Genomic DNA, 23,601 nt, shown 5'->3' with positions numbered 1-23,601 from the left:
GAGCCCGGCCACCGCAAGGAGGAATTTCTGTTCAAGCTCGTGCCGCATGCGCGCGAGCGCGGCTTCTCGCTGCTGGCGCTGGACCTGCTCGGCGACCAGCGCGACGACTATCTCGACGCGCTGTTGCGGCGCCGGGATCTCGAGAGTGCGATTCCGTGCGTCATGGACTATCTGGAGACGTGCAGCGAGGTTGATTTCGAGCGCGTCGCGATCGTCGCCGATGGCTGGGGCTCTTCCTTCGTGGCCCGCGCGGTGTTGCAGGAGCCGCGGCTTGCGGCCGCCGTCTGCGATGGCGGCCTGTGGGATCTGCACGAGCGGGCCTTCTTTGCCAGCCGATTCGCGATGAGCGACGTCAGCATCGTTCCGGTGCCGCATGCGCCGCTGATGGCCTCCAGCGCCGATTGTCCGGTGCTGATCACGCTCGGCGAGGACGGCTGGCTCAAGGCCGATCGGGCCCGTCAGATCGTCCAGACGTCCCGGCTCGGCAGTTCGGATGTCATGTTGAAGGTGTTCACCGCGGCCGAAACCGGCGCGGCACAGGCCCATGCGGACAATCCGAGCCTTGCCAATGAATACATCTTCGATTGGCTCGAATCGCGGCTCGGCGCCGCGGGGCGCATCTAGGGACGTTACCTCAGAAGTCGAGGGTCAGGCGGACGCAGGCCTTTTCGAGGCGGGTCTTGAGCATCGCGAGCTTGGTCGTGAATTCCGTCAGTTCCTTCTCGTCGAACTCCTGGAAGACGAATTCCTTGATCGTCTTGTACTGCTCGTTGAGGCTCGCCAGGTGCTTCTGCGTCTTCTCGGTCAGGGACAGCCGGACCACCCTTGCGTCGGTCGGCGAGGGGCGACGGCGCAACAAGCCCTTCTTCTCGAGCAGCTTGGACTGGGTGGTGACGAACGACGGATCGACGTGGAGGAGTTTCGAGACGACGTTGACCGGAATGCCGTCGTCCTTGTCGAGGTCGGAGATCGCCATCAGGATCAGCCATTGCGGACCGCTGATGCCAAGCGTTCTCGCCCAGAACTGACGCAGCTCCTCCAGATACATGTTGATCGACGATATCTCCCAGGTGAAGCGCCTGATGATATCCAGATTGCCGATGGAGCGGAGGCGCGCCCCTTCTTTCCTCGTCGCTGACACAGCGTCACTCCCGTGATCTGATTTGTATGCGGCCGGTGTCGTGCAAGCCATAGTCCACGCAAGCCTGCTCTGACGCAAGTGCAGGGCAGGGTAATTTCGTCACTAAAACTACAAAGATGATCAGCTCACGGAATCGCCTCACTGCGGTGTTGCGTACAGGGCACAGTTTTAGCGAAATAACAAACCTTATTAAATAAGGTATTTTGATTAGTGAACGGCGCAGGCATATTGCGTCGTGACGGTGGGGGGTACTCGATCGTCCCGTTGCCAGGTGGTTTGCTCACGTCCCTCGCTTCGAAAGAGGGTGTGTCCGAAGCGCAAAGCGGCCGAGCGGATTTTGAAAGACGGGGATCTGGGGGGCCTCACGGTCCGGTCTTCGTAACATGAGCAACTTGGAGGTTTTAATATGAAAGTGGTGAAGAGCCTTTTGCTCGGCACTGCGGCGGGTCTGATCGCCGTCGGTGGAGCTCAGGCGGCTGATCTTCCGGTCAAGGCCAAGGCGGTCGAGTACGTGAAGGTCTGCTCGCTCTACGGCGCGGGTTTCTACTACATCCCGGGCAGCGACACCTGCATCAAGCTGGGCGGCTATCTGCGTGCCGAAGTGGCGCTCAATGCCGGCGGCAATTACAGCGCCCAGTACAACAACGTTTTCGCGGCCAACAACCGCCTGACGAACTATTATTCGATGCGCGCTCGTGAAGATCTCAACATCGACACGCGCACCGCGACCGAGTACGGCGTTGTCCGCACCTATTTCGATGCGGTCTTCACCTGGACGACCGGCAACTATGTCGGCGCCGGCTCGGGAACGGGTGCCACCCAGTACAGCAGTACGCTCGGCCTCAATGCCGCGGGCACGGGCCTGATCGGGTCCAGCGGCGGCGCCATCAACGGCACCGACGGCGGCATTTCGGGCGGCGCGCTCGGTGTCTACTACGCCTTCATCCAGTTCGCCGGCTTCACCATGGGTAAGGCCGTGTCGCAGTTCGACGCGCCCTGGATCAACTATCCCGGCAACAACTTCGACCAGCTCGTGGGCGGCAGCGGCACCACCAACGGTGTTGCCCAGTTCACCTACACCGCCGATCTCGGCCAGGGCGTGACGGCGATCGTCTCGGCGCAGGACCAGACGCAGGTCTTCCAGACCGCCCTCTGGAACACTGCCGGCATGTCCACCGCCGGCGTCCTCGGCGGTGCGTACGGCTCCAACGATCTCGGCGGCACCCGCGCCCCCGATCTCGTCGGCACGCTCCGCGTCGACCAGGCCTGGGGCCTGTTCCAGGCCTCGGTCGCGGCGCACGACAACCACGTCGCCTATTACGGCGCGAGCGAAGCCACCGGTCATCCCGAAGACAAGTGGGGCTGGGCCGTCCAGCTGGCTCTGTCGATCAAGAACATCCCGACCGGTGCAGGCGACGTGATCAATATCTCGGGCGTCTACACCGACGGCGCGAGCCGCTACAACTTCCAGGAGCTGGCGGCGACCAACTACTCGATGTTCGGCGGTTCGGGCGGCGCGTATCAGAGCATCGGCTTCGCCGGCGTGTCTGACGCGGTGTTCGCACCCGGCAGCGGCCTCGAGCTGACCAAGACCTACGGCTTCCGTGGTGCCTACACCCACAACTGGAGCCCGTACTGGAACTCGGCGCTGTATGGTGCGTGGGCTGCCGTCAACTACAGCGGCACGGCCAAGGGCATGATCTGCGGCAGCGCCGCGTTCGCGACCCTGACCGGCACCTGCAACCCGGACTTCAACATCGGCCAGATCGGTGTCATCACCCGCTGGACTCCGGTCAAGAACCTGACCTTCTCGGCTGACTTCACCTACAGCCATCTTGACCAGAAGTACTCGGGCGTGATCACGACGCCGGCGCTCACCAGCGTTGCCAAGCCTGCAGCGACCTATGAGCTGAAGGACCAGGACACCTACAGCCTGTTGGTTCGCGCCCAGCGCAACTGGTAAGCCTTGATCTTCGGATATGACGCAGCCCCGGCGGGACACCGCCGGGGCTTTTTTTATGAGATGAGCTTCTTTACGAAGATGGCTTTCGGAAATCCGGCAGCCTGTGCGGGCGACGAAGACGAGCCATGCGATTCGATCGGCCCCAAATTTATTTACTTACCTGAGTTACTAAGCTATATAACTCGAAGCCGATGACGAAAGTTGCGGCTCTGACTTGATGCTAAACCTCCAGAAACCTCCGGCAATGCCCTGCCGGAGGTTTTTCGTTTGAGGACACGGCTCTAGGATATGGTTCTAAGCGCGCATGACGCGCGCGCGGGAATTCGGCCGGTAGGCGAGGCGGCTGTGGCCGGCGCAATAGGACTGGCCGTCGGGCGCGGAGTTGCCGCAGAAGCAGAAATCGTCGGCGCCGGGCGTCGAGATCGGCCAACGGCAGCGGTTCTCGGCAAGTTCGAGTAGCGAGCAGCGATTGGCGTCGTCGATCGGAGCGGCGACCATCGGCGCACTGGTCTCGCCATAGATCGTGGCGAGCATCTCGTATTGCAGCCGCGGCACGGTCCGCGGCGTGCGCGAAGGCGCCAAGCCCCTGTCCTGAACCTTGCGGTCGTCGATGGTCCGGCCGCGCGTCAGATTGAGGCGAGACAGCTTGCCGATCACGGCATTGCGGCTGACGCCGATGTCGGCGGCGATCTCGCGGCAGGAGAGGCCGGCCTCGAAATGCTGCTTCAAAAGTTCAAGTCGTTCGTCGGTCCAGGTTGGTGAGAGAACAGGCATTGGTGCGGTCCCAGGTTGCAGATGTCGGCCATCCGCCTCTCGAGATCCGTCCGCCTCACGTTCGGCGCGCGCTCACGTCCTGCCATTGTCGCGGATCGACAAAAGCCCGTCCTTGATGGCGAGACGGATGCCTTCCTCGATCAAGGTACGTGCGACGCCGGGAACGCTGGTGCCGTGGGTGCCCTGTCTCACCAGCTTCTCCAGATAGGTGATGGTCGAGAGCGCCAAGGTTACGGGAATGCGGTCAGTCTCGGCTTTTTCGGTGGCCATGGACGAACGCTAGCCTCATACGCGGGTACATAAAAGTTACGATTAAGACTCTATTTAGGTTTAGAGGCAGAAGTCAAATGCAGGCTGCGGCCCGTGTTCAGCCTGTTGGAATCGCGAGGGAAATTAGGCATGACAAGGCACGCCGCGCGGCAGGCAGGCGGCGGCGTAGCTTCGACCGGTCAGGCGTGGGCGGGTCGGCTCAGCCGTGCACGATCGCCTTTTCGATCATGCAATGGATGCCCTTGGAGCCGTTGACGGTTTGGGTCACCCGCAGATCAGCCGCCAGGCTGCACAGCGTATAGGCGTCCTCGCGCGTCAAATTGCGCCTTTCGCCGAGCAGCACGATCATGTCGCGCAGCGCCCGCACCACGCACTGGTCGAGGTCGGGGTCCATGGCCATGGTCATGTAGTGCGTCGCCGTCTCGCCACGGGGATAGTCGAGCCTGAGGTCCTTGCGCAGCGTCAGGCGAAAGCGGCCCTGGAGTGCGGTCTCGATCGCGGTGACGCAGACCTCGCCGTCGCCCTGCACGCCATGGCCGTCGCCGCAGGAGAACAGCGCGCCCGGGACGAACACCGGCAGGTACAGCGTCGCCCCGGCGCCAAGCTCCTTGTTGTCGAGATTGCCGCCCATGGCGCGCGGGACCAGCGAGGAGATGCGGCCCCAGGCGGGAGGCGGTGAAACGCCCATGACGCCGAAGAACGGCTTGAGCGGCAGGTCGAGCCCCCACGGCATGCGGGCGACCATCCGCGACCGGTCGAGCGGGATGTTGAGGATGCGCGTCTCGTGGAAATCGTCGGGCAGGGTGCCGGACAGCGGCTTGATCATGTTCCAGCCCCAATCCTGCCGGAGCTGAACGTCGAGGATCTCGACCGCGAGCACGTCGCCAGGCTCGGCCCCCTCGACCGCGATCGGGCCGGTGAGGATATGGCCGGGGAGCATGCGCTCGTTTTCGGCATGAACCTCGTGCATCTCGGGCGGAATGTGAAACTTGCTGCGGTCGGGCAGCATATCCGGACCGCCGCTGATGGTGTCGACCGTGACCTCGTCGCCGCTCGCGATGGTGAGGACGGGCTTGAGCGCAGCCTCGAAGAAGCCCCAATGACAGGTCTCGGGGCTGGAATGCAGGTGGTGATGGGTCATGTGGCGTCCGTCCGTTTCACAGGCCCGGGCTTGACCAGGCAATCGATCCTCTTCCAAGAAGCTTTCTGAAGATCGACGGGCGGGTCAAGCCCGCGCGCAACAGGCACGACCATTCCAGCGAGGCTCCCCTGCTTTTTGTCCTGTCCAAGACCCTCGGCGCCGCGGTGCTGCCGATCAACTTGATGATCGAGCTCGGAATCGTCTCGGTCGTCCTGATGGCGACGCGCTTTGCCGCCTTCGGCCGCAAGCTCGCCGCGGCCACGCTGATCATGCTGGCGCTCGCCGCGTTTTCGCCGCTCGGCAACCTCTTGCTCTATCCGCTGGAGTCGCGTTTTCCGCCGTGGGATCCGTCGCGCGGTGCGCCCGACGGCATCATCGTGCTCGGCGGCTCGGTCGACACCGATCTGTCGGCGGCACACCGCACGCCGGTCGTGGCGCACGCGGCCGATCGCCTGTTTGCGCCGGCCGAGCTCGCGCGCCGCTATCCGAACACGCGCGTTGTTTTCACCGGGGGCACCGCGAACCTGGTTTCGACGGACTCCCGGGAGGCCGACTACTCCGCGCCGATCCTGGAGAATCTGGGCATCGCGAAGCAGCGCCTGATCCTCGAGCGGGACTCTCGCAACACCTACGAGAATGCGATCTTCACCAGGCAATTGGTATCACCGAAACCGGGCGAACGCTGGCTCCTGGTCACCTCGGCCTTTCACATGCCGCGTTCGATGGGGATCTTTCGCAAGGCGGGATTTGACGTCGAAGCCTATCCCGTAGACTGGCGAATGGGCGGCCGTGACGATCTCTTCTCTTTCACCAATGTCGGCACGGACGGGCTCGGCCGAACCGAGGTCGCCGTGCGCGAATGGATCGGGCTCCTCGCCTACCGCCTGATGGGCCGCACTGGCGAGTTGCTCCCGGGACCGGCGAAGGACTAGAACCGTTCAACAAGCAATATCAGCGCCGGCGCGCGACTGCCGGCCGGGAGGACGCCATGCAACAGCAGAGTGCAGACAGCATCGATCTTGCCGGCCTCGTCGCCGATCTCAACAGCCTGTTGCGGCTGAAGACCACGGTGATCGGCATGAAGCTGTTCGCGCGGACCGCGGACATGGAGGCAATCCCGAAGATCCGGCGGCCGAACGCGGTCCACACCACCGACCAGATCGTCAGCATGGCTGCGCGTCTGGGCTGGACTGTCGGCATCACCGCCGACGATCTCGTCGGCGCGCAGTGCCGCGCGGTGATCGGCCTTGCACCGCAGGATGAGAAATGGCTCGCCGGCGAAAACTATGTCGGGGTCTGGCACGGCACGGCCGAGGACGCGCGCAAGCGCCAGGAGGCGCTGGACGTGGTTCCGTTCGGGCAATATCAGGCGCTCGCGGTCAGTCCGCTGGCGAGCGGCCGGCTCGATCCGCCGGACATCTGTCTCGTCTATGCGACGCCGGGGCAGATGATCATCCTGATCAACGGGCTGCAATATACCGGCTACAAGAAGTTCGAATGGGGCGTGGTCGGCGAGACCGCCTGCGCCGATTCCTGGGGCAGGGCGCTCAAAAGCGGCGAGCCCAGCCTGTCCTTGCCATGCTATGCCGAACGGCGCTATGGCGGCGTGCCGGACGAGGAGATGCTGATGGCCTTGAAGCCCGAGCATCTCGCCAAGGCGGTTGTGGGCATGAAGGCGTTGGCCAAGAACGGACTGCGTTATCCGATCCCGCCCTATGGTATCCAAAGCGACGTCCGTGCCGGCATGGGCGTGAGCTACGCGAAGAAGTAAAGCAAAGGCCGACCATGAGCTCTGCGAAATTCGACATCGTCGTCTATGGCGCGACCGGTTTTACCGGCCAGCTCGTCGCCGAATACCTGACCCAGCATTACAAGAGCGACCATTCGCTCAAATGGGCGATGGCGGGCCGCAGCCTCGGCAAGCTGAAATCGGTCCGCGATGCGATCGGCGCGCCCGGGAATACAGAGCTTATTGTCGCGGATGCGTCGGATGCGGCCTCGCTGAAGGCGATGGCGGAACGGACGATGTCGGTGATCACCACCGTCGGGCCGTATCAGCTCTACGGTGAGGAACTGCTCGCGGCCTGCGTGGCCACGGGCACGGATTATTTCGATCTCTGCGGCGAGCCGATCTGGATGCGCCAGATGATCGACAAGTACGAGGCGGCTGCAAAAGAGAGCGGCGCGCGGATCGTGTTTTCCTGCGGCTACGATTCCGTGCCGTTCGAGCTCGGCACGTTCTTCGTCCAGGAAGAAGCCAAACGTGTGTTCGGCGCGCCGGCCTCGCGGGTGAAAGGGCGTGTGCGCGACATGCGCGGCACGCTCTCGGGCGGCACCGCCGCGAGCGCGAAGGCGACCTTCGATGCGGTGGCCAAGGATCTCAGCCTTGTCGCCATTCTCAACGATCATTTTGCGCTGACGCCCGGCTTCACCGGCCCGAAGCAGCCGAAAGGCAACAGGGCCGCCTTCGAGGAGGACCTGCAATCCTGGGCGGCGCCGTTCATGATGGCGCTGATCAACACGCGCAACGTTCACCGCTCCAACATGCTGATGGGATTTCCCTACGGCCAGGACTTCGTCTACGACGAGATGGTCCTGACCGGTCCCGGCGAGAAGGGCGAGGCCAACGCCAAGCTCGTGATGGCTGCCAATGCGGGCAAGACCGGCCCCGACGCACCGAAGCCCGGCGAGGGGCCGTCGAAAGAAGAGCGCGACAACGGTCTGTTCGATCTGCTCTATATCGCGATCGCGCCCGATGGCCGCATGGTTCGCGCCGGCGTCACCGGCGACCGCGATCCCGGCTACGGGTCGACCTCGAAGATGATCTCCGAATGCGCGATCTGCATGCTGCGTGACACGACCGACGTCGCAGCCGGCTTCTGGACCCCGGGCGCGGCGATGCAGCACAAGCTGATCAAGCGGCTGCAGGAGAATGCTGGGCTGACCTTCGCTGTGGAAGCTTAAAGCCCACGATCCCAGGAAGCCGATCCGTGTCCGCAAAATTCGACATCGTCGTCTACGGCGCAACCGGATATACTGGCCAGCTCGTCGCCGAGTACCTGGCCGCGCATTACGTCGGTGACGGCGCGCCGACATGGGCGATGGCGGGTCGCAGCAGTGACAAGCTCGCATTGGTCCGCGATGCGATCGGCGCGCCTGCCGACACGCCGCTCATCGTTGCGGACGCAGCCGATTCTACGTCATTGCGGGCGATGGTCGATCAGGCGAAGCTGGTCGTCACCACGGTCGGTCCATACCAGCTCTATGGCTCCGATCTGCTTGCCGCCTGCGTCGCGTCGGGCACCGACTACATGGATCTCTGCGGCGAGCCGATCTGGCTGAAGCAGATGATCGACAAGCATGAAGCCGCAGCGAAAGCGAGCGCCGCCCGGATCCTGTTCTCCTGCGGATTCGACTCGGTGCCGTTCGAGCTCGGTGCGTTCTTCGTGCAAGAGCAGGCCAAGCGCGCGTTCGGCGCACCGGCACCGCGCGTCAAGGGCCGCGTCCGCGACCTCAGCTGGAAATTCTCCGGCGGCACTTCGGCAAGTGCAAGGGTCACCTTTGAGGCGGTGGCGCAGGACCTCAGCCTGGTGTCGATCCTCAAAGACCCATTTGCCTTCACGCCGGGCTTCGAGGGACCGAAACAGCCGCGCGGCAACAGGCCCATCTTCGAGGAGGACCTGCAATCCTGGTCCGCACCGTTCGCGATGGCGATCCTCAACACGCGCAATGTCCATCGCTCCAACTTGCTGATGGGATTCCCGTATGGCCGGGATTTTGTCTACGACGAAATGGTGCTGACGGGGGCGGGGGAGGAAGGGCAGGCCAACGCCAAGCGCGTCATGGCCGCTAACAGCGAAAAGACCGGTCCTGAAGCGCTCAAGCCCGGCGAAGGCCCCTCAAAGGAGGAGCGCGACAACGGTCATTACGACCTGCTCTATGTCGCGATTGCTTCCGATGGCCGTCAGGTTCGCGCGGCAGTCAAGGGCGATCTCGATCCGGGTTATGCGTCGACGGCGAAGATCATCTCCGAATGCGCAATCTGCCTGTTGCGCGACACGCCGAACGTAGAGGCCGGCCTCTGGACCCCGGGAGCAGCGATGCAGCACAGGCTGATCAAGCGGCTGCAGGAGAATGCAGGGCTGACGTTCACGGTGGAGAAGTAGCTGTCACCTTCCCTTCTCCCAGGCGGCGAAACCGACCTTTCATCCTCAAGCCGTCTCGCGTGTTGAGCACGAGCAAGGTGATGTTCACAGCTCCTGCGGCAAGCTCGACAGCCTGCACCGCATAGAAGACTGCATCAAACTCGGCGGCGCTCGCCTTATGTGCGAGGAACAGTGCGGCGGGGACGAGGACCAGGACGCCATTGCCGGCGATCAGCGGCATTCGCTTGATCTTGGCGCCGACCAGGCCGGCTCGCCGACCCCGTGCCAGCGTAAGGCCCGTGCCCCCCGCCGCCGCCAGCGCCGGGACCAGCAAAAGAAAGCCCCATGGTATGGCGGTCTTGACGGCGGTGATGACGGCTTGGGATGCGAAAAGCTCGCTGAGTGCGGTCGACAACCAAAATGTCGAGATGGTCAGAAGCGCGATTGCGCCAGCAATGGGATGGATCACCTTGATCATGATTGGGTTCCCTTGACCGAAGACGGCCAGCCTGTTCAATGTGACATGATGATGTCGATATTTATGCTGCAGAGAACCATATTGACATTATGATGTCAACTAAGGCATGGTAACAATATGCGCGCTACCAAGCGATCCCCGGCCGGTGATGCTTTGACTGAGCTCATTCTCGATCTGTTCAGGGTCAACAACCTGACCGTGACGTGGGGCGACCGGCTGGTCGCTCCGCTCGGCCTGACCAGCGCGCGCTGGCAAATTCTGGGGGCAATCGTAGCCGCGGACCGCGCCCAGCCGGTCGCCTGGCTCGCCCGCGACCTCGGAGCGAACCGCCAGAACGTTCAGCGCATCGTCAATGACCTGGCCCAGGAAGGGCTCGTTACGTTCGAGCCCAATCCACATCACCGTCGCGCGCACCTTGTGGTGCTGACGGACAAGGGACGGAAGACTTACGACGCTGCCATCCGCCTGTATGACCCCAGAATCAACTCCCTGGTGCAAGGTCTCCCGATGGAAGACCTCAGGATCGCCGGTCGCCTCATGAAGGCGCTGCGCAAGAAGCTTGAAGACGAGGAGAGTGCTACAGGCGCCTGAGCGAATCCTCGTGCCGACGTCCGCTCACGTGGAGCCGAATGATCGGGGATTCGAAGATTGAGCAGGTCTATGGTCGGAAGACAATCCGGTGGTCATCCGCAGCGTCGTTCCAGGCCTCGGCTATCGCCGTGAGGGGCAACGTCTTCACCGGGGTGTCAAAACCGCCGGCTGGCAGAGCCGCCAAAAGTTCTCCGGCCCCCGAGATCAGTTCCGAAATCGAGAGACTGCCGATCCCGCTGCCAAGAATCTCCAGGCCAGAGCTGCGCAGCGCATGCGCCGAAAGTGGGATTGTTTCTCCAGCGATTGAGCCGAGCTGGACGTAACGAATGGCAGGTTCTCCACTGCGAGATCCGCGTCCGTCCGTTGCCGCAGCGATGACTCTGGTTGCGGGCTCCCCCCAGAGATAGTCGAGAACTACATCGATCTTTTCGGAGAACGCGCGTTGCAGCGAAGCGTCCACATTTTCGTCCAGTCGGATTGTCTCGACCGTCTTGGGGAACGCGGCGAGCTTGGTTGCATTTCGCCCGGTCACGATGATCCTGCTGGCGCCCAGATAGGAGGCGATCTGAACCGCCAGGCTTCCCGCCGACCCGGTCGCACCGTTAATCAGCACGGCCTCGCTCCGCACGAACTTCGCACGGCGCGTGAGCGCAACCCACGAAGAGAGCCCGCTGGTTACGACGGCAGCCGCCCGCGCGTCGTCAATACCATCGGGCACAGGCACGGTCGCGCTCGATGCGACCAGCGACTTCTCCGCCATGGAGCCGAACGGGGACTTGGGAAATATGAAATACACCCGTTCACCGGTGGAATTCATCCCAACCCCATCGACACCAGGCACGAAGCCAGCGCTGCCCGAACTGGTATTGCTCGTGTAGTGCTTGCCCGCGGCGAGACTTTTCACGATCGGGCTCAGCGGCGCGGCGAGAACGTCGATGACCGTTTCGCCAGCCTCCGCGCAAGGCTCTGCAAACTCGCCAAAGGTCGGTGAAGAACCAAACGAATGAACAATTGCAGCTCGCATTGACTATCCCTTCACGGCGACAGGCGGTGGCGCTTGGAGGGCCACCGCTGCAAGTGCATCGGAGACCGCCGCGCGCAACGGCGTCGTCGGACGACCAATAAGGTCGCTCAAGTCGCGCCGATCGTCGAACAGATCGCCCTTTGCCGCTGCGATGTCGAACCCGACGAGCATGCGCGCCACCGGCTCGGGAAGGTCCGCGCCAATGAGCGCCTCACCAAACCCTGCTTCCGACATGTTCCTGTAGACGATTGGTTTGCCTGTCTGGCGCGCAACTTCGGCCGCCAGTTCGGCAAGCGTGTAGGGCTCGTCGCCCGCCAATTCGTAAACCTTGCCCGATTGATCCTCCCGCGACGTCAGGACTGCGGCGGCGGCATCCGCGTAGTCGAGGCGGCTCGCCGACGCGATGCGCGCTTCGCCGGCGCAGCCGACAAACGCACCATGCGCAAGCGCCATTGGCAACGCGCCGAGATAGTTTTCGGTGTACCAGCCGTTGCGCAGCAACACATATGGCACGCCGCTCGCCTTCAGCAGCGTCTCGGTCGCCCGATGATCGGCGGCAAGCTCCAGTGTCGAAATGTCTGCATGCAGCAAGCTGGTATAGGCGATTAGCTCAACCCCAGATTCCTTCGCCGCGGTGATCGCGTTCTCATGCTGGCGAACCCGCTTGCCGGGCTCGCCGGCCGAGATCAGCAACAGCTTCCTTACGCCGGCGAAAGCACGTTCCAGGCCCGTGGGATCGTCGTAGTCGCCTGGGCGGACGGCAGCACCTTCAGCCTTGAAGGCCTCTGCTTTGGCTGGATCTCGGACGACGGCTGTAATCTGCTGTGCTGGCACAGCCTTCAACAAGGAATGGATGACAAGCCGGCCGAGTTGGCCAGTGGCACCGGTCACTGCAATCATGGGATGGTCTTTCCAATATGGTTATGCAGCTTATGGATGTGACATTGGTTATAATGACTATGTTTCAACGCTCTGCGACTGGTTCTTCTTGCGCCGTCCATGACGCGGCCGAGTACGGTTCGACCTGATGCGCTTACACCGCCCGCGCGTCGTACGCGTACATGAACTCCATGCTCTTTGCGCCCAGGGGCAGCAGCCACTTCATCACTTGATTTCGCATCCACGCGCCGGTGGCGCTGAACTCGCGCTTGCTGTTGCCGTTGCGGCGGGCCATGGCGACGATCTTTTCCGTGCGAGGGCGTCGTTCGGCCTCGAAGGCCTGGAAGGTGACGCCGAGCTCCTGGCCTTGCTGCATCAACCGGGCGAGGCGCATCGCATCTTCCAGCGCGAGCGAGGCGCCCTGGCCGGCATGCGGGCTGGTCGCATGGGCGGCATCGCCGATCAGCAGCGAGCGCTTGCGCGACCAGGTCGGCAGGGTGGCGACGTCGAGCGTGTCGGTGACCACGATGTTCTCGGCTGCATCGATGATGCCAGGGATCGGGTCGTGCCAGCCGCGGTGGAAACCGCGCAGGTGCTGCTTCAGCGTTGCATCGTCGAGCGCGCGAAACATCGCCGCGTCCATGCCGTGCGCCGGCTGCGTGCTCCACCACATCACGCCGTCGTTCGGATCGGGACTGCAATAGCCATAGCCGAAGAAGCCGCTCTGCCCGAACGTGGTCTCGACGTGCCGACCGATCGGTCGGCCACCGAGGACGGCGTGCGGCACGAAGCCGCCGAAGCCGATCAGGCCGGTGTCGAACGGTTGCGGCCCGTCCGGCACCACTTGGCGGCGCGTCACTGAGTGCACGCCGTCGGCGCCGATCAGGAAGTCGCCTTCGGCCGTGGTGCCGTCGGCGAAGTAGGCGATGATCGGCTGGTCGCCGCGATCCTCGATCTTGATCAGGCGCTTCTCGAAATAGAGTGAAACGCACGCGCACCAGGCCTTGTCGATCAGCATCTCGTTCAGCGTGGCGCGGCAGACATTGACCGCGGGCTGGCCGAAACGCCGCGCCATGTCGCGATTGATCGAGCCGAGCCTCTCTCCGGCTTGCGAATAGAAGTCGAACGATTCCGCGATCGAGCCGCGGCTGATCAGCTCGTTCGAAAGGCCGATCTCGTCCATGATCTGCATGCCGTTCGGTGCGATCTGAAGGCCGCCGCCGATGCCTTTCGAATAGGGCCAGGCCTCGTAGATCGCGGACTCGATGCCGGCGCGGCGCAGCAGGATGGCTGCCACGGGCCCGGCGATGCCGGCGCCGATGATCAGGGCCTTGCGGGGAGGATAGGACATGGCTTGCTCCCGACGTTTCCGTGGTGCTAGGAGAATTATGGTCGCTAAATATCTTAGTGACTAAGATATATATTGACTAAGATACGAGGTCTGCCTTGTCAAGGACGAAGGCGCGCGCCGCGCTGCTGCAGGAACTCGAGGAGGCGATGCGCAGGTCGTCCGCGCAGGGCGTGCTCTATGGCCAGACCGTTGCGAACGTTGCCGGAATTGCCAATTCCGACCTCGAATGCATGGACATCCTGTATCTGGAAGGCCGTGTCACCGCCGGCCGGCTCGCCGAAGTCACGGGCCTGACGACGGGGGCCATTACCGGCGTGGTCGACCGGCTCGAAAAGGCAGGCCTGGTCCGTCGTGAGCGCGACGATGCCGACCGTCGCAAGGTCTTCATTGCCGTCGTGCCGGAGGCGATAGAAAGGCTCGGCCAGTTCTACGTGCCGATGCAGCAGGCGATGGAGAGGGTTTTTGGCGGCTATTCCGACCAGGAATTGCGCCTGCTGCTGCACTTCGCCAATGAGGGCTACAAGGGCGTGCTGGCGGCGACTGCGGCGCTGAAGGGCCTGCTCGATACGCCGCCGGAGAAACGCCCCGATCTCAAGCTGAAGAAGCTTCGTCGCCAGCCCTAGCCTTGTAGATCTGCGCGGCCGCGATCATGCCCCACATCGCGCCCAGCATCATCCAGAAGTGCCGCCAGTGGTCGGTGTCGATCACGAAGCTTTCGCCGACGGTGCCGACGAAGGCGGAGAACACCGCGAGATAAGCGCGCTGCCACGGCACAGGCACGAAGATGTGCCTGACACCCATGATGACAGTCGTGAAGACCAGCGCGGGATAGCAGATGCCGGACAGCCAGCCGCCGGACATGAAGGCGTTGAGATAGGAGTTGTGGGTGTCCTCGGGGAAGAAGCGGTGAAATTGCAGAGGGCCGATCCCGAACGGCAGGTCGAGCGCCATCTCCGCTCCCAGGATGTGCCGGCCGAACCGGCCGAACCTGCCTTCGTCATAGCTCTGGTCGAAGCTCGCGCGCTGCTTGAACATCTCGGCGGTGGAATCGAACGACATCAACACCGCGATCAGCGCGAGGCCCAGCACCGCGGCGAGGATCGCCATGACGATGATGCGCGAGCGCTGCGCGTTGGTGCGGCTGGTCAGCACCATCAGCGCCAGCATGAAGGCGGATGTCAGCACCAGCCCGCCCCAGGCGGCGCGGGAGAACGCGAGCAGGATCGCCAGCGACATGATGCCGAAGGCGATGACGTTGCGAAACGCCTTGCCGGCCTTGTCGGAAACCACGCTCTGCAGCGAGAACAGTGCCGGCAGGATCAGGAAGGCGCCGAGCACGTTCGGATCCTTGAAGGTGCCGCGCGCGCGTCCATACAGCGTGAGGAGATCGTCGCCGCCGGGAACCAGGTGGAAGTAGCCGGCGACGGCCGAGAGCGAGGCGACCATCGCGCCGACCACGAGCCCGCGGCGGAGCATGTCAAGCCGGGCCGCGGTGTCCTCCGACGTGACCATGGCGAAGAACACGACTGTCACCGCCATGTACCAGGAGGTCGCAATCCAGCTCACCACCTCGGACTGCTCGAACAGCGGGATCGCGCTGATCGTGTAGCCGACATTGAGCAGGATCAGCATCAGCACCAGCGGCATCAAAGCGAGCCGCAGACGCAGGCCGGTGGCGAAGAAGGTGACGGTGGCCAGCAGCGTCACGATCTCGTAGGGGCTCGGCTCGATGAAGACGATCGCGCCGGAGGCGCCGACCAGCCATACCAGCGCGCGCTGGAGCGCCAGCACGCCGGGCGCAGCGCGAACGGCTGCATTCATCTCCCCGGCTGTTGCCGCATACGCCATCACATGCTCACGCTATTCTTACCACACAACTTCCGCCGTCATGCCCCGCGAAGGCGGGGCATCCAGCACTCCGAGCCCTTCGTGGCAGTTTCCACTGCCGGTGATTACTGGATCGCCCGGTCAAGCCGGGCGATGACAGCGTGGCTCCGGCACGACAAACTCAATACGCGTTCTCGTTCTTGGTCAGCAGCGAGATCGGCGTCTTCAGCAGAATGACGAGATCGAACAGCACCGACCAGTTCTCGATGTAATAGAGGTCGAACTCGACGCGTTTCTGGATCTTCTCTTCATTATCGATCTCGCCGCGCCAGCCGTTGATCTGGGCCCAGCCGGTGATGCCGGGCTTGACCCGATGGCGGGCGAAATAGCCGTCGACGGCTTCGTCGAACAGGCGGCTCTGCAGCTTGCCCTGCACCGCATGTGGACGCGGGCCGACCAAAGAGAGATCGCCGGAGAAGACCACGTTGAAGAGCTGCGGCAACTCGTCGAGGCTGGTCTTGCGGATGAAGCGGCCGACGCGGGTGACGCGCGAGTCGTTCTTGGTCACGACCTTCGAGGCCGTCGGATCAGCCTGGTGATGGTACATCGAGCGAAACTTGTAGACGTCGATGCGCTCGTTGTTGAAGCCGAAGCGCTTTTGTCGGAACAGCACGGGGCCGGGGCTGTCGAGCTTCACGGCCAGCGCCACCAATCCCATTACCGGCAAGGCCACGAGCAGCGCGAGGGTGCCGACCACGCGGTCGAACAGCCATTTCATCACCAGGTCCCAGTCGGTGATCGGCGCCTCGAACACGTCCAGCGTCGGCACCTCGCCGATATAGGAATAGGAGCGGGGGCGGAAGCGCAGCTTGTTGGTGTGTGCGGAGAGGCGGATATCCACCGGCAGCACCCAGAGTTTCTTCAGCATCTCCAGGATGCGCGTCTCGGCGGAGATCGGCAGCGCGAACAGCACGAGATCGACGCGGGTGCGGCGGGCGAACTCGACGATGTCGTCGACCTTGCCGAGCTTGCGCGCGCCGGCACAGGTGTCGAGCGCGCGGCTGTCGTTGCGGTCGTCGAACACGCCGAGCACGTGGATGTCGGAATCCTCCTGCCCTTTCAGGGCCTCGACCAATTGTTCGCCGTTGCGGTCGGAGCCGACGATGATAGTGCGTCGGTCGAGCCGGCCCTCGCGCCCCCAGGCGCGCACCAGCGAGCGCAGCACCAGACGCTCGCAGAGGAGCGCGGCAAGCCCGAGGACGTAAAAGGCGGCAAGCCACAGCCGCGATATTTCGCTGCCGAACTTGGCGAAGAAGGAGATGCCGATGAACAGCAGGAAGACGAACGACCAGGACGAGATCATCCGTGTCATCTGCCGGAGCTGACCACGGAACAGCTGCACCTGATAGATGTCGGCGGCCTGGAAGCAGACCACGGCGGAGATCGCGACGGCGATGATCTGCGCGGGATAGATCCAACTGAAGGAGCCGGCGTGCGGCATGACATAGCCGAGATAGAGTACGATGCCGACGAGGCTCAGCAGCGCGAAATCGGCGAGGCGTACGAAGCCGGTGATCACGATCGGCGAATAGGCGCGGGCGACCTTCTGGTTGACGACGTCAAGCGCGGCGAGCGAGAGCCGCTGGCGGCGCTCCACAAAGGGCTGGTCAGCCGGCTTCGCCGCGGCGCTGGTCGCGGCATCGAGCATCGAGCGTGCGTTGAGCGGTTCCACGGGAGTCCACGTCCATTCCAAAAACCCGCGGGCCGCGTCCTTGCGCCCCAGGCGAGCATCCCCTGGGCCTTGGATTATCGGACAAATCGGAAGATTCTCTAAAGCGGGTCTTAAGAATGGTTAGTGATTGGTAAATGCGTCGCGATAGCCCGCGAGCACGCCCTCGACCATCGCCTGCTGGGAGAAATGCGCGGAGATGCGCTCGCGAAGCGACGAGGCGCGCTGCGCTGTTCCCAGCGGATTATCGAGCGCGGCGGCAATCGCTTCCGCCATGGCCTCCGCGTTGCTCGGCGCAAACAGCGCCGGGTTCTCCGCTCCGAAAATCTCGGGAATGCCGCCGATCTTGGACGCGATCATCGGAATGCCGGCGGCACCGGCCTCGATCACGACATAGGGCATGGAATCGCCACGCGAGGGAACGACCAACAGCCGCCCCTTGGAGAAGCCGTAGCGTGCCTTGACGTGACCGATGAAGCGGATAGCGCTGGAGAGGCCGAGCCGCTCGACTTGCGCTTTCAGCGCTGCGGTCTCCTCGCCGTCGCCGCCGAGCGTCAGTGTGACCTTCTTGCCGCCCTCGTGCAGGCGCGCCACCGCTTCGACCAGCAGATCGGCGCCCTTGATGTGCCTGAACTCACCGACATAAGCGAGGTCGGTGGCGTCGTCGGCCATGACGACAGGTTCGAATTCCTCCGGCGTCACGCCATTGAAGACGCAATGCACCACGCCCTTCGGCTTGCCGACGATGCGCTGATAGGTGTCGCGGGCAAACGCGCTTTCGAACAGGAACAGGTCGGTCGCGTCCATCAGCGCACGCTCGAGCCGCGCGTAAAACTCGCCCTTGAAAGTGTTGAGGGGATAATGCAACGAGCCGCCATGCGGGGTGTAGATGCGGATGGTGTCGTCGGATCGCCGCCGCATTCGGATGAAAGCGCCGGCCTTGGCGCCGTGGCCATGCATCACGTCGGGCTTGAGCCTGGCGATCAGGCGCCGCAAGCGAAACCAGACCAGGACATCGTCAGGCGACGGTTCGCGGCGGATCGCCATCCGGTGCACGCCGAGTTTCAGCCGCGGTGCGAGCTCGACAAGGGCCTTGTCGGCGCGTTCACCGCCGGTGAGACTGTCGGCGAGGATGCCGACATGGTGGCCACGATCGACCTGACCGTTGGCGACGTCGAGGATGTGGCGGAAGATGCCGCCGACCGGAGCGCGCACGGCGTGCAGGATGCGAAGCGGCTGGTCGGGAGAGGGGGGCATGATCAAAACCAGCGCTCGACGGCGAATGCTCGAACAATCTGACGAAATATCGAGACGATTAAGAGCCCTCGTGGTTAACAAACTGTGACGGAAGTACCCGCGTGAGTTGCCGGGCGCTGCGATTAACCCAGCGGCAACCTTAATGGAGTGTAATCGCCTCGGTTGAGGTAGGTTCGTGGCGTTGCGCCTGCGGGAGTGTTCGATGCGTTTAGCGTTCTGGCGTGCCGGCAAGGACAAGGCGGTGGTCGAGCGGGCTGTCGCGAAGGCCGCAGCCAAGCGGGCCGAGCTCGAGCCCCCGATTGAAGCAAAGCCTGCGCCCATCGCACCGAGGCCCGCGCCAGTCGAGTCCGGCGACATCGACCTGCACGCGCTCGGCGCGGCATTGGCGCGCAAGCGGGGTTGGATCATCGTGCCGACGGTGCTGGCACTCGTCACGTCCGTCGCGATCGTCAATCTCATCACGCCGCGCTACAAGTCGGAATCCCGTATCCTGATCGACGGCCGCGAGAACGTGTTTCTGCGCCCCAACAGCGATCGCGCCGAGGAACGGCAGGCGCTCGACGCCGAAGCCGTCACCAGCCAGGTGCAGCTCGTGCTGTCGCGCGATCTCGCGCGCGAGATCATCAAGAAGAACAAGCTTGCGGAGCGGCCCGAGTTCGATCCGGTGCTGCAAGGCATTTCGCCACTGAAGTCGCTTGCGGCGCTGATCGGCATCGGCCGCGATCCGTTCTCGATGACGCCCGAAGAGCGCGTGCTGGACGCCTATTACGAGCGCCTCCAGGCCTACGCCGTCGACAAGTCACGCGTGATCGTGATCGAATTCCAGTCTGCCGATCCCGATCTCGCCGTGCGCGTCGCCAATTCGATCGCCGACGGCTATCTCGTGCTCCAGCAGGATGCGCGTCAGGATCAGGCCCGAAACGCCAGTCAGTGGTATGCCGGCAGGATCGACGAGCTGCGACGGAACGTCTCCGAGGCCGAAGCGAAGGCCGAGGACTTCCGCTCCAAGTCGAGCCTGTTCGTCGGCACCAACAACACGACCTTGTCGAACCAGCAGATGGGCGAGGTCAACACCCAGCTCAACAATGCGCGCGCGCTCAAGGCCGATGCCGAGTCCAAGGCGCGCCTGATCCGCGAGATGATCCAGAGCGGCAAGCCGATCGAATCGTCGGAAGTGCTGAACTCGGAATCGATGCGCACGCCCTCCCAGCAGCGCGTGGCGTTGCGGGCCCAGCTGGCCGAGCAATCCTCGACGTTGCTCGGCAACCATCCGCGCATCAAGGAATTGAAGGCGCAGCTCGCCGACCTGGACACCCAGATCCGCGACGAGGCCGCCAAGCTCGCCCGCACGCTCGAAAACGATGCGCGGGCCGCCAGCGGGCGCGTCCAGGAATTGTCCGCAAGCCTCGAGCAGCTCAAGAAGCAGGCGACGGCCACCAACGGCCAGGACGTGCAGCTCCGCGCCCTCGAGCGTGAGGCCAAGGCACAGCGCGACCTGCTCGAAACCTATCTCGCGAAATACCGTGAAGCCAACACCCGCGAGACCATCGACACCGCGCCGACGGATGGCCGCATCATCTCGCGCGCCATCGTCTCGAACACGCCGGCCTATCCGAAGAAGCTGCCGATCGTGCTGATCGCGACGATCGCGACACTGCTGCTTTCGTCCGGCGTCGTCGTCACCGGAGAGTTGTTGCGCCAGACTGCGCCCCGGGCGGTCGCGGTGTTCGCGCCAACGCTGACGCGGGCGTCGGCTCGCCAGGAACAAATCGTCCAGCCGGCGGTCGTCGAGCCCTTCGTCGAGCCGGTCGTCGATCCAGTCATGGCAGAACCCGCGCCGCTCCAGCCGGAGATGACGGCCGATGCCGATGTCACCGCATTCGCGGAGATCGAGCATCTGGCCGACAGCCTCCGCGCCGCCGGAGCCATGGCGAAGAAGGTTACGGTACTCGGCACTGCCAGCGGCGAAGCCATCACGCTGTCGACGCTGACCTTGGCCCGGCACCTGGCGCGCGATGCGCGGGTCGTCGTGGTCGATCTTGCCGCGTCCTCGCCGACCATGGCCGCCGTGTCCGTCGATGCCTCGGCCCCCGGTCTTGCCGAACTGATGCAGGGCGAGGCGTCGTTCGCGCAGATCATCACCCGGGACAAGCTTTCGCTGCTGCATCTGGTCATGGCCGGCCGTCCCGGCTTCGATCGCAGCCTGTTGCAGTCGCCGCGCGTGACGCTCGCGATCGACGCGCTGCTGCGCGCCTACGACCACGTGCTGCTCGATGCCGGCAGTGCCTCCGACCTTCCGGCTGAGCTCCTGACGGCGAATGCCCGCGCCGTCGTGGTGCCCGACGCGTCGATGGCGCCGGATGCGCGCGCGCTGATGCGCGAGCAGCTCAGCGCCGTCGGCTTCAGCGAAGTGACGATGCTGAGCAGGCCGGTGCAGCCGTCGGATGCGAGGGATGCGCCGCGGGTCGTGGCGGCGTGATGTCCTTGCCTCTCCGTGGGGACCGAGCGAGCGCCTCGTCCTTCGAGACGACCGCTTCGCGGTCTCCTCAGGATGAGGCTTGGCTAAATCGGAATCCGTTGAAGCTGCTGCCGCGAACTCTGTCCTTGTCCTGAGGGCCCGCCAGAGGCGGGCGTCTCGAAGGATGGGCCGCAGGGGAGCGTTTCCCAACCGCAGAATTTCTTACCCGAACGCTCGCCGCAGCCGCTGCGCCAGGTCGAACAGCATCTGGTTCTGTTTCACCAGCCGCTTGCCGTGGCTCAGCGAGGACATCGCCATTGCCGCGAGTTTTCCACGTGACGTTAGCGGAACAAAACTGTCGAAGATGTCCTGGTCGTCCTTGCAGAACATCCGCTTGTACTCGTCCGAGCCGATGCCGAGGTCGAGCGAGCGGTGGCCGCGCTCGGCGCAGCGGTCGATGATGTAGCGCATCAGGATCAGCCCGGGGCTGTAGCGGGCGTGCTCGGACATCGTGTAGGTGTTGAACATCATCGAGAAGCGCTGGCCGTCGGCGACGCCGGCGAAGATCGCAATCACCTCGTCGTCGCATTCGAGCGCATGGATGTCGATGACGCGGCCGTCACCGCGTGACGCAAGACAGGCGCTGCGGACGAATTGCTCGACGCCGGGTTCGGCGAAGACATTGGGAAGCTTCTGCTCGGCCATCCGCGCCGGCTTGACGCGGAAGAACCAGTCGAGCAGGCGGGTGATGTCCGCGTCGGTGGTCGCCAAATGATAGCGATAGCCGGCGAGCGCCTGGAGCTTCTTCTCCTTGCTCTTGAGGCGGCGGCGGAAGGAGTTGCTGATCCGCGATGCCGGGGGGCCGCCCGGTTCCATCGTGAGCAGCGGGCAGCCGTTGATCGCGCTCTGGCGCGGCAAATGCGCGAACGGGTTCTGCTGGTCGTTCCAGCGCAGAGGCTGCTGCGTCAATGCGAGCACGTCGGCATGCTCGCCAAGCGGCGCAAACAGCGCGTCGAGATCGCCGATGCCGACCTGCGCTGCAAATTCGGCGTTCCACAGGCCCATGTTGAAGGTCGTATGCTTGCCGCCCATGAAGCAGGCCGTGCGCACGCCGTGGTTCTGGCGCAGCGAGAGCGGCAGCAGCAGCAGCGGCTGATGCTCGGCGTCGCGGGCAATGACGATGAAAGGGCGGGCGCGTTCGTGCTCCCCGACCAGACGCTGCCAGGGACTGAGCAGATCAAACCGCTGATAGGGCGTGAAGAGGTGACCGGGTTGCTCGAAGGCGCGCCAGACGGCCTCGGCCGCGCCGAGATCGGTCACGATATCGACATGCGCGATACGGCCCGCTTTCGACCGCGCTGGCAATTCCGCCGTCCGGCTTTGCATCGCCGCAGCCATGGTCATTCGCGAACCTGTCGAGAAAAAATATGCGTAATTCGGCTGTGGCCGACCTTTGCAAAGAAATGTCAACAAAGGGTAATGACTATAAGAGGGGGAACGGTCGCCGACGGGCGCGAGGTGGGACATTGGCATCCGACGACAGATGGCTGGAACGGCTGCGCCTTGAGCTGACCTGGTTCACAGGCCAGGCTGCGCTGCGCAGTCGTGGTGCCGGCGCCATCCTGCGCTTTGCGCATGTGCGGCCGCGGCGGCGCGGCGGGTTTCAGCCGTCGCGCGAGAACGAGATCACGCCGCATTTCCTCGATCGCGCCATTCGCGCGCTGAAGCGGTGGAAGTATGATTTTATCGGCATGGACGAGGTCTGCCGGCGCGCGGTGACGCTGTCGGAACACCGCCGCTTCGTGGCGCTCACTTTCGACGGCGCCGGCAAGGATCTGATCGACTTTGCCTATCCGGTGCTGGCGCGCCACGCCGTGCCCTTCACGATCTACGTGCCCACGGCGTTTCCCGATGGCGTCGGCGAGGCCTGGTGGCTCGGCCTCGAACAGGTGATCGCGCGCGAGAGCCGTGTCAGCCTGATGATGGGCGAGAAGGAGCAGCGCTTCACTGTCGCTGATAACGCCGGGAAGCAGGCGCTGTTTTCGTTCGTCGAGGCCTGGCTGCACTCGCTGCCGCCGGCGGATGTGTCGGCTGCGATCGCTGACCTCTGCACGCGCTACCGGGTCGACCTTGCCGCGCTCTCACGCGAGGCATCGATGAATTGGGAGGATCTGGCGAGGCTTGCGGCCGATCCGCTGGTGACGATCGGCAGTGCGACCGTGAACTATCCCGTTCTCGCCAACATGAAGGATGCGGCCGCGCTGCGCGAGATGACGATGGGCAAGGCGGTGGCGGAGGCGGCCTTCGCTCGCGACATCCGGCATCTCGCCTTTCCGTTCGGCGATCGCGCCTCGTTCCGGCGCAGCCATGTCATCATGGCGGAGGAGGCCGGCTTTGCCAGTGCTGTGACGACGATCCCGGGCGTCGTGGACGCGGAGGGCCGCACCAATCTGCGCGCGTTGCCGCGCATTTGCTGGGATGGCCGGGTGCGCTCGCTGCGCATGATGCGGGTGCTGGTGTCGGGCACGGCCTTTGCGCCGGTGAAGCCGACGGGCACTGCGACACCCTAAAAG

The 23,601-nt window shown here is 63.9% G+C and carries 22 protein-coding genes; 10 read left to right on the top strand and 12 right to left on the bottom strand.

Translation table 11 applies throughout. The features are described 5' to 3' along the window. Positions 1-624: alpha/beta hydrolase family protein (locus FXB41_RS14795; RefSeq protein ID WP_376707501.1), on the top strand; the 624-nt coding region annotated here is incomplete at its 5' end. 10 nt (positions 625-634) lie between these two features. On the opposite strand, the gene FXB41_RS14790 is transcribed toward FXB41_RS14795, so the two are convergent. Further along, the gene (locus tag FXB41_RS14790) at positions 635-1,141 is read right to left on the bottom strand and encodes a MarR family winged helix-turn-helix transcriptional regulator (RefSeq protein ID WP_007603453.1); all 507 of its coding nucleotides are present in this window, start codon (positions 1,139-1,141) and stop codon (positions 635-637) included. Between the two features lie 406 nt (positions 1,142-1,547). On the opposite strand from FXB41_RS14790, the gene FXB41_RS14785 reads away from it, so the two are divergent. Continuing rightward, entirely contained in the window at positions 1,548-3,104 is a 1,557-nt protein-coding gene (locus tag FXB41_RS14785; protein ID WP_219682251.1) for a porin, read from the top strand. A gap of 294 nt (positions 3,105-3,398) precedes the next feature. On the opposite strand, the gene FXB41_RS14780 is transcribed toward FXB41_RS14785, so the two are convergent. From FXB41_RS14780 to FXB41_RS14770, 3 genes are all read right to left on the bottom strand, one after another. After that, positions 3,399-3,878: a GcrA family cell cycle regulator gene (locus FXB41_RS14780; protein WP_007603455.1), complete on the bottom strand. Its 480-nt coding sequence runs from the start codon at positions 3,876-3,878 to the stop codon at positions 3,399-3,401. A gap of 72 nt (positions 3,879-3,950) precedes the next feature. Beyond that, a complete protein-coding gene (locus tag FXB41_RS14775; RefSeq protein WP_007603456.1) occupies positions 3,951-4,148 on the bottom strand; it encodes a hypothetical protein in 198 nt (65 codons plus the stop codon). Between the two features lie 199 nt (positions 4,149-4,347). After that, positions 4,348-5,289 (bottom strand): acetamidase/formamidase family protein, encoded by a 942-nt coding sequence (locus FXB41_RS14770; RefSeq protein ID WP_219682250.1) that lies wholly within the window; start codon positions 5,287-5,289, stop codon positions 4,348-4,350. A 182-nt stretch (positions 5,290-5,471) separates the two neighbouring features. On the opposite strand from FXB41_RS14770, the gene FXB41_RS14765 reads away from it, so the two are divergent. Genes FXB41_RS14765 through FXB41_RS14750 form a run of 4 tightly spaced genes read left to right on the top strand, consistent with a single transcriptional unit; the run spans position 5,472 to position 9,455 of the window. Then, positions 5,472-6,221 (top strand): YdcF family protein, encoded by a 750-nt coding sequence (locus tag FXB41_RS14765; RefSeq protein WP_246648835.1) that lies wholly within the window; start codon positions 5,472-5,474, stop codon positions 6,219-6,221. A gap of 56 nt (positions 6,222-6,277) precedes the next feature. Further along, positions 6,278-7,060, top strand: a complete 783-nt coding sequence (locus FXB41_RS14760; protein ID WP_219682248.1) for a DUF169 domain-containing protein — start codon at positions 6,278-6,280, stop codon at positions 7,058-7,060. A gap of 14 nt (positions 7,061-7,074) precedes the next feature. Beyond that, positions 7,075-8,253, top strand: a complete 1,179-nt coding sequence (locus tag FXB41_RS14755; RefSeq protein WP_007603461.1) for a saccharopine dehydrogenase family protein — start codon at positions 7,075-7,077, stop codon at positions 8,251-8,253. A gap of 26 nt (positions 8,254-8,279) precedes the next feature. Further along, the gene (locus FXB41_RS14750; protein WP_007603462.1) at positions 8,280-9,455 is read left to right on the top strand and encodes a saccharopine dehydrogenase family protein; all 1,176 of its coding nucleotides are present in this window, start codon (positions 8,280-8,282) and stop codon (positions 9,453-9,455) included. Here the strand turns inward: FXB41_RS14750 and FXB41_RS14745 are convergent. Continuing rightward, complete coding sequence (locus FXB41_RS14745) at positions 9,439-9,912, bottom strand: hypothetical protein (RefSeq protein ID WP_007603463.1); 474 nt, start codon at positions 9,910-9,912, stop codon at positions 9,439-9,441. The two genes, FXB41_RS14750 and FXB41_RS14745, sit on opposite strands and share 17 nt — an antisense overlap. A gap of 117 nt (positions 9,913-10,029) precedes the next feature. On the opposite strand from FXB41_RS14745, the gene FXB41_RS14740 reads away from it, so the two are divergent. Continuing rightward, positions 10,030-10,503, top strand: a complete 474-nt coding sequence (locus FXB41_RS14740; RefSeq protein WP_219682247.1) for a MarR family winged helix-turn-helix transcriptional regulator — start codon at positions 10,030-10,032, stop codon at positions 10,501-10,503. 67 nt (positions 10,504-10,570) lie between these two features. Here the strand turns inward: FXB41_RS14740 and FXB41_RS14735 are convergent, their stop codons facing one another. From FXB41_RS14735 to FXB41_RS14725, 3 genes are all read right to left on the bottom strand, one after another. Next, positions 10,571-11,527, bottom strand: coding sequence for a quinone oxidoreductase family protein (locus tag FXB41_RS14735; RefSeq protein ID WP_219682246.1), 957 nt, complete (start codon positions 11,525-11,527; stop codon positions 10,571-10,573). Positions 11,528-11,530: 3 nt separating this feature from the next. Further along, positions 11,531-12,427: an SDR family oxidoreductase gene (locus FXB41_RS14730; RefSeq protein WP_219682245.1), complete on the bottom strand. Its 897-nt coding sequence runs from the start codon at positions 12,425-12,427 to the stop codon at positions 11,531-11,533. Positions 12,428-12,560: 133 nt separating this feature from the next. Continuing rightward, entirely contained in the window at positions 12,561-13,757 is a 1,197-nt protein-coding gene (locus FXB41_RS14725) for an FAD-dependent monooxygenase (RefSeq protein ID WP_219682244.1), read from the bottom strand. Positions 13,758-13,903: 146 nt separating this feature from the next. Between FXB41_RS14725 and FXB41_RS14720 the strand changes: the two genes are divergently transcribed. Continuing rightward, positions 13,904-14,380: a MarR family transcriptional regulator gene (locus tag FXB41_RS14720; RefSeq protein ID WP_219682261.1), complete on the top strand. Its 477-nt coding sequence runs from the start codon at positions 13,904-13,906 to the stop codon at positions 14,378-14,380. Here FXB41_RS14720 and FXB41_RS14715 read toward each other — a convergent pair. From FXB41_RS14715 to FXB41_RS14705, 3 genes are all read right to left on the bottom strand, one after another. Continuing rightward, positions 14,349-15,605, bottom strand: a complete 1,257-nt coding sequence (locus tag FXB41_RS14715) for an O-antigen ligase family protein (RefSeq protein ID WP_007603470.1) — start codon at positions 15,603-15,605, stop codon at positions 14,349-14,351. The two genes, FXB41_RS14720 and FXB41_RS14715, sit on opposite strands and share 32 nt — an antisense overlap. A gap of 160 nt (positions 15,606-15,765) precedes the next feature. After that, positions 15,766-17,316: an undecaprenyl-phosphate glucose phosphotransferase gene (locus FXB41_RS14710; protein ID WP_007603472.1), complete on the bottom strand. Its 1,551-nt coding sequence runs from the start codon at positions 17,314-17,316 to the stop codon at positions 15,766-15,768. A 120-nt stretch (positions 17,317-17,436) separates the two neighbouring features. Then, complete coding sequence (locus tag FXB41_RS14705; protein ID WP_219682243.1) at positions 17,437-18,570, bottom strand: glycosyltransferase family 4 protein; 1,134 nt, start codon at positions 18,568-18,570, stop codon at positions 17,437-17,439. Between the two features lie 202 nt (positions 18,571-18,772). On the opposite strand from FXB41_RS14705, the gene FXB41_RS14700 reads away from it, so the two are divergent. Continuing rightward, positions 18,773-21,049: a GumC family protein gene (locus FXB41_RS14700; RefSeq protein ID WP_219682242.1), complete on the top strand. Its 2,277-nt coding sequence runs from the start codon at positions 18,773-18,775 to the stop codon at positions 21,047-21,049. Positions 21,050-21,250: 201 nt separating this feature from the next. On the opposite strand, the gene FXB41_RS14695 is transcribed toward FXB41_RS14700, so the two are convergent. Continuing rightward, positions 21,251-22,432 carry a GNAT family N-acetyltransferase gene (locus FXB41_RS14695; protein WP_007603475.1) on the bottom strand — a complete coding sequence of 394 codons (1,182 nt, stop codon included), beginning with the start codon at positions 22,430-22,432 and terminating at the stop codon, positions 21,251-21,253. Between the two features lie 122 nt (positions 22,433-22,554). On the opposite strand from FXB41_RS14695, the gene FXB41_RS14690 reads away from it, so the two are divergent. Beyond that, positions 22,555-23,598 carry a polysaccharide deacetylase family protein gene (locus FXB41_RS14690; RefSeq protein WP_219682241.1) on the top strand — a complete coding sequence of 348 codons (1,044 nt, stop codon included), beginning with the start codon at positions 22,555-22,557 and terminating at the stop codon, positions 23,596-23,598. Positions 23,599-23,601 lie beyond the last annotated feature (3 nt).

The sequence above is a fragment of the Bradyrhizobium canariense genome (assembly GCF_019402665.1).
Taxonomy (GTDB): domain Bacteria; phylum Pseudomonadota; class Alphaproteobacteria; order Rhizobiales; family Xanthobacteraceae; genus Bradyrhizobium; species Bradyrhizobium canariense.
Note: the sequence above shows the minus strand (reverse complement) of the source record. Positions and strands in the feature narration are given on the sequence as shown.